The sequence below is a fragment of the Okeania sp. SIO2F4 genome (genome assembly GCF_010672385.1).
GTDB lineage: Bacteria > Cyanobacteriota > Cyanobacteriia > Cyanobacteriales > Microcoleaceae > Trichodesmium.
This window is the reverse complement of record NZ_JAAHGT010000550.1, coordinates 1-6,466: the sequence shown is the minus strand read 5'-3', so window position 1 is coordinate 6,466 and position 6,466 is coordinate 1. Positions and strand designations below refer to the sequence as shown.

4 protein-coding genes are annotated in these 6,466 nt (G+C 36.8%); 3 read left to right on the top strand and 1 reads right to left on the bottom strand.

All coding sequences use genetic code 11. The features are described from left to right. Window positions 1-284 precede the first annotated feature (284 nt). Window positions 285-1,421, bottom strand: a complete 1,137-nt coding sequence (locus F6K22_RS27265; protein ID WP_293105314.1) for an ABC transporter ATP-binding protein — start codon at window positions 1,419-1,421, stop codon at window positions 285-287. Between the two features lie 499 nt (window positions 1,422-1,920). Between F6K22_RS27265 and F6K22_RS27260 the strand changes: the two genes are divergently transcribed. From F6K22_RS27260 to F6K22_RS27250, 3 genes are all read left to right on the top strand, one after another. Next, window positions 1,921-2,043, top strand: coding sequence for a hypothetical protein (locus F6K22_RS27260; protein ID WP_293105312.1), 123 nt, complete (start codon window positions 1,921-1,923; stop codon window positions 2,041-2,043). A 64-nt stretch (window positions 2,044-2,107) separates the two neighbouring features. Then, window positions 2,108-3,754 carry an ABC transporter permease gene (locus F6K22_RS27255; RefSeq protein ID WP_293105309.1) on the top strand — a complete coding sequence of 549 codons (1,647 nt, stop codon included), beginning with the start codon at window positions 2,108-2,110 and terminating at the stop codon, window positions 3,752-3,754. A gap of 306 nt (window positions 3,755-4,060) precedes the next feature. Next, window positions 4,061-6,058: a diguanylate cyclase gene (locus tag F6K22_RS27250; protein ID WP_293105307.1), complete on the top strand. Its 1,998-nt coding sequence runs from the start codon at window positions 4,061-4,063 to the stop codon at window positions 6,056-6,058. Window positions 6,059-6,466 lie beyond the last annotated feature (408 nt).

Genomic DNA, 6,466 nt, shown 5'->3' with positions numbered 1-6,466 from the left:
CAAATTTTATCTCTAATGAGAATCCCTGAATCTATCTACATTTTTCCTCCGTGAATCACTGCCTCATGTGACTAAAACCGCTCTAATTATTACTATGAATGAGTTTTAGTGAATTTATTTAGTTAAACCATTTCTAAATGAGCGAACCGTGAGTCGTTAATTTAACGTGGAACCCGCCCCTACTATTGCACCATTTTATATGTGTGTGTCATTCCACTATAATCACCTAATGCAAAAAAAAATAGATTCACTCTCAGGGTTTGGAGACCAAACCCCCACACAGATCAAAAATTCCTACTTCCGACTAACTCAGAAGATTTTGCATACTTTTCCTCAGATATGACTCGAAAAACTCGCAAGTTATCTTCAGCAACAGATACCTTGACTTGAATTCCAATTGGCAATGCTACTTGTGGGGTAGTGCGAGCAATTAATTCTTTTCCAGACTCAGTTTGTAGACAATAACGAAATTCACGACCCAAAAACTGGCGATCGCGAATCACCATAGACCCCTCTTCATCAGCTTTCAACATCAAATCTTCTTGACGGATCATCAACTCAACACGATCGAATTCATCCAAACTACTAATTTCCCCACGAAACACATTATTATTTGTCAACTCAAAAGCACCCATCTCCGTTTCCCAAAGCTGGTCGCGACGATGTGCAGGCAAAAAATTAGCCTGAGTCACAAACTCCGCTACAAATTTAGAAGCAGGTTCAGTATAAATATCTTCTGGTGTACCAAATTGTTCCACACATCCAGCTCGCATTACTGCCACCCGGTCAGAAATAGCCATCGCTTCTTCCTGGTCATGGGTGACAAGAATTCCTGAAGCACCTGCACTTTTAAGAATATCCCGTAATTCCTGGCGTAATCTGATCCTTACCTGCACATCCAAATTACTCAAAGGTTCATCCAATAATACCAAAGCTGGACTTGGTGCCAAAGCACGCGCCAAAGCTACCCGTTGCTGCTGACCTCCAGACAATTCGTGGGGATAACGATTTTCTAGGCCAGACAAACCTACCAATTCCAGAACATCCTTTACTTGATGATTAATTTGTGTACTTGACTTTTTGCTAGAATTGTGTAATCCAAAAGCAATATTTTTAGCTACAGTCAGATGGGGAAATAAGGCATAATCTTGAAATACCATACCAACATTGCGTTTTTCTGGTACTACCCAATCATGTCTACCAGCAACTACTCGCCCATTAATTGAAACAATACCTGACTGCGGTTGCTCAAATCCAGCAATAATTCTCAATAAAGTTGTTTTACCGCAACCTGAAGGCCCCAATAACCCCAATATATCTCCTTGGTACAATGTTAAATTTACATTTTGCACAGCAGGGGTAGTAGTACGAGAAAATTGCTTGTTGACACTCTCCAGATGGAGAATTACCGATTGGGCCATTTATTTCTTAACCTGCTCTATAAAACTGATACAAAGCGTCACATAACTTGACAAATCGATGTTTATTTCCTGCTTCTACTGAGGCCGTCGGCGGTTTCTCATCCACAGGCATTAACGGTTAAGCCAACCGCATCTGTTAAGTCTATACTTATATTTAAGTCTTTGTCAATAGATAGACAAGAGAAATGTTTAAGTAGCCATTAATGCAGAAGATACAAATGTGCGACTCGTTACTTACAAATGTGTGAAGAGAACTACCGTATTATATCGCTTACACACGTAAATTGTTAACTAAGTCGAAACTCCGTTATTTCAGTTATCAGTTATCAGTCCTAGGGCGTCTAGTTTGAAAATGTGGGTTGAAAAACCTAACGCCCCAACCCCCTTCCCTATGAGGGAAGGGGGAGTATCTCTCCCCTCTCAAAAGCAGGAGAGGGGTTGGGGGAGAGGTCTTATCTGCCAAAAGTCAAAATATAGACTGGGTTTATGAACAAACATTGTGGGATTACCAACGGTCATGCCAGAAACCCAGTTTCAAAGAGAATTTGAGAATGTGCGTTATAGTTCTCAAAGTCGTCTAGAACATTATTTATTCTTAAATTATCTTAACCTAACTTTTTAGAAAATGTTCTCATTAAGTTGCTAAAAAAATATTCTAATATCTAAAACCAAAATGTTTGACAATTATGAAAAAAATTAACCGTCTCAACTGGAATGCTTGGACAATATTTGTTGTAGCGATCGCCTCTCTCATATCAGCCCCTGTAATATTTGTCCTCAGTAGTATTTTCTCGAATACAGGAGAGATTTGGAGTCACTTAGCGTCTACAGTTTTACCTCGTTATCTCCTCAACTCCTTTATATTAATGTTGGGAGTAGGTTGTGGAGTTTCAGTCATTGGAGTAGGAGCAGCATGGTTAATCACAATGTGCCGTTTTCCAGGGAGTCGTCTATTTGAATGGGCAATGTTATTACCCTTAGCAACTCCCGCTTATATCTTAGCCTATACCTATACAGAATTGCTAGAATTTTATGGCCCTATACAAACATGGTTGCGAGAAATATTTGGTTGGACGAGTGTCAGTGATTATTGGTTCCCAGAAATTCGTTCAATTGGTGGAGCGATCGCCCTGTTAACCCTAACTTTATACCCCTATGTTTATCTCCTAACGCGAGTCGCCTTTTTAGAACAGTCAACCTGTACTTTAGAAGCTAGTCGTTCCCTCGGAGCGAACCCTTGGCGGAGTTTTTTCACAATAGCTCTACCTCTGGCAAGACCAGCAATAATTACAGGTTTAGCTCTAGCACTAATGGAAACTCTCAATGATTTCGGTACAGTGCAATATTTTGGAGTCGATACATTTACCACTGGCATTTATCGGACTTGGTTTGGTATGGGGGAAAGAGTTGCAGCAGCACAATTAGCAGCAGTGTTACTATTATTTATTTTATGGTTAATTTTGCTCGAACTGTGGTCGCGTCGGCAAGCCAAATATTATCAAACTAGCAGTCAGTATCAACACTTACAACAATTTCACTTAACTCGAATGCGAAAATTGGGTGCTTTTATTGCTTGTTTACTGCCAGTTTTTTTAGGTTTTCTCTTGCCAGCAGGATTATTATTACAAATGACTATTGCTGAGAGTGGGGCAAGTTTTCAAGGTCGGTTTTGGGATTATGCTTCCCATAGTTTGACCTTGGCAGGAATTACCGCTGTTTTGGCAGTAGCGATCGCTCTAATTATGGCTTATGGAGTACGTCTCAATCGAAATTTGGGAATGCGTTTATCAACTCGCATTGCTGCAATGGGTTATGCTGTACCTGGTTCAGTTATTGCCGTAGGAATTTTGATTCCTATCGGTACAGTTGATAATGCCATTGATAGTTTTATGCGTTCCATGTTTGGCATCTCAACTGGTTTATTATTCAGTGGAACTATTACAGCATTAGTTTTTGCTTATTTAGTCAGATTTATGGCAGTAGCATTTGGTGCTGTTGAGTCAAGTTTAGTGAAAATTCAACCAAGTTTAGATGATGCTTCTCGGAGTTTAGGTTACAACCCCACTAAAACTTTGATTAAAGTTCATGTACCGATGATGTGGGGTGGGTTATTAACAGGAGCAATGTTGACATTTGTAGATGTAATGAAAGAGTTACCAGCAACAATGGTAATTCGTCCGTTTAATTTTGATACCTTAGCAGTCAGGGTTTATAATTTGGCTGCTGATGAAAGATTAACTGAGGCAGCAGGTCCAGCTTTAGCCATTGTATTAGTAGGAATAATACCAGTAATCATACTTAGTTTAAGAATTGCCAATTCTCGCCGATATTAAGATTATTAACAATTTCTTTATGGTTATCAAGTAGTAGAATTAGACCTGTCTATTCTACGATTTGATATTGATTGATATAGAGCAATAATTAGTAGACATCTCCAAAAATCAAAAATAAAATCAATTCTTATCCATAAATTATCAATTATTTGTTCCTGTTCCCAGTTAAGTGTTCCCTGTTCCCTCTTTTCTGGAGATGTCTAGTAATAAAGACATCTATCGGTAATATTTTATTACAATTAAAAGTACCCTATTTAGAATATTTATTGTATTCTATATTCATAATTTTATATCTATGCCTGAGCCATGTCTATTAATAAAAATCTGTTGTCAAACTTCACAATTGAAGTTGCAATGGATCCTAGTCCCCTAACTGTTACTCCAGATATTTCATTAGCAGAAGCAATATATCGGCTCAGTCAACCAAAAAACAATGATGTGAAGGTAAATTTACCCAGAGAATCAAATCAAGGTATCGATATAAAAAGTCGTTCGAGTTGCTTATTAGTAGTTGAAAATCATCAACTATTAGGAATACTAACTGAGCGCGATATAGTGCGATTAATTGCCTCAAAAGTTCAATTTGAGCAGATAAAAATTAGTGATGTAATGACTGATAAGTTAATTACAATATCTGATTCGGAAATAGAAGATATTTATACCGTGATCAACTATTTTCAGCAGTATAAAATTCGTCACCTACCAGTATTATCCGAGGCAAAAGAATTGGTAGGGTTGATTACTCCCACAAGTATTCGTAATTCCCTAAAATCATTTGACTTGCTAAGACATAGAGAAATTAAAGAAGTTATGAATACTGATGTTATTCATGATTCACCTAATTCATCTGTACTTGCCATAGCTGAAAAAATGGCAAAGTATGGAGTGAGTTGTATAGTGATTGTTTGCACAGATAAACAACAAATATTACATCCAATTGGAATTGTTACAGAAAGAGATATTGTGCAATTTCAAGCACTAGGCTTGAATTTCAATAAATTAAAAGCTTCAGACATTATGAGTACACCTTTATCTACTTTAAGTCCTGTGGATACTTTATGGCAAGGTCATCAACAAATGCAAAAACTACGAGTACGGCGATTAGTTGTATGCGATCGTAATGGCAAACTGCTAGGTCTGATAACTCAAACTAATATATTGCAAAATTTAGATCCTCTAGATATGTGTGGAGTGATCCATACATTGCGACAGGAAATACAAGACCTACAGACCGAAAAAATTGAACTCTTGCATCGTAATAATAGTCGTCTGGAGGAACAGGTAGAGTATTTGCAAGAATCAGTAAATAAACTAGAGCAACGCAACTATGAAATGACAACTATTAACCAGATGATGGAATTTTTACAAGCGTGCGCAAAAATTGAAGACGCTAATGAATTCCTGGCAGAATTTCTCAAAAAATTATTTCCAGGGTTTTCTAGCAGTATCTTATTGAAAGATGAGTGTAATTGTAAGTTTGAAAGTGTTAGTTCTTATGGTAATCTAGCAGATAGTGAAACCTTAGTGAAATTTAATGATTGTTGGGCATTACGACGGGGACAAACTCATATTGCTAGCAATGCTCAACCAGGATTATTTTGTCATCATGTCGATCGCGAGTCTCAACCTACCACAACCATTTGTATTCCTCTATTAAATAGAGGTAAAGTTTGGGGGTTGTTTTATCTGCGAACACAATGTTCAGAAAAAATTAGTCACCATCAAAAAGAGTTAGCTCATACTGTTGCTGAACAAATTTCTTTAGCACTTTACAACCTCAAACTCAGAGAAAAATTAAGAAACGATAGTATTCGTGATGCCTTAACAGGTTTATTTAATAGGCGTTATTTAGATGAATATCTCAAGCAAGAGATTATTAGAGCTAAACGTAATCAACAACCTTTAAGTGTCATCATGGTAGATGTCGATCGCTTTAAACGATTTAACGACACTTATGGTCACGATGTTGGAGATATTGTACTCCGAGAACTAGGGAGGTTTTTGCAGCAACAAGTTAGAGTATATGATATTGCCTGTCGTTACGGTGGAGAAGAAATGACTTTAATTTTAATTAATACTCCTATAAGTGTTGCCAAACAAAGGGCAGAAAATATTTGTTCGGGAGTAAGATCCTTATCCCTAAAAAATCAGGGAGAAACTCTGCCATCTATAACTATTTCTCTGGGAGTTGCCTGTTTTCCTTTACATGGAACCACAGGAGAAGAGATTGTACAAAGGGCGGATAGAGCTTTATATAGGGCGAAAAAAACCGGACGTAATCGAGTTGTTTTGTATCAAAATTAGAGTAGTAAATCTCCTGGAATTTTATAATTTTATATTCTCCTAGTTTGGGTGGAATTAATAAATATAAAATCAAATTCAATTAAGCATAAACAAATAACTAATAATATCAAAATATATTCTTGTATCCTGACTTCTGACTCCTGAATCCTCCCTAATTATTTATAACTATTCAACTAGAAATGATATTATTCATTAATGGATAATCAGTGATAAAAAAAGTTTTTGTTTGTAGAATAGCTCTCAGCCCCATCCATACTTTTTGCTCAAGCCCTACTACAAACTTTAATTATAACTATTCAACCAGACATGATATTATTCATTAATGGATAATGGATAATATCATGTATGGTTAAAACCGTAAGGGAATTGAATATAAGGAAATATTATTTTTTTCCCTTGAAAGGGGAG

Bases quoted from the DNA above. Each gene is read 5' to 3' on its own strand.
- F6K22_RS27265 (WP_293105314.1), bottom strand. From the start codon at position 1,421: ATGGCCCAATCGGTAATTCTCCATCTGGAGAGTGTCAACAAGCAATTT.
- F6K22_RS27255 (WP_293105309.1), top strand. From the start codon at position 2,108: ATGAAAAAAATTAACCGTCTCAACTGGAATGCTTGGACAATATTTGTT.
- F6K22_RS27250 (WP_293105307.1), top strand. From the start codon at position 4,061: ATGTCTATTAATAAAAATCTGTTGTCAAACTTCACAATTGAAGTTGCA.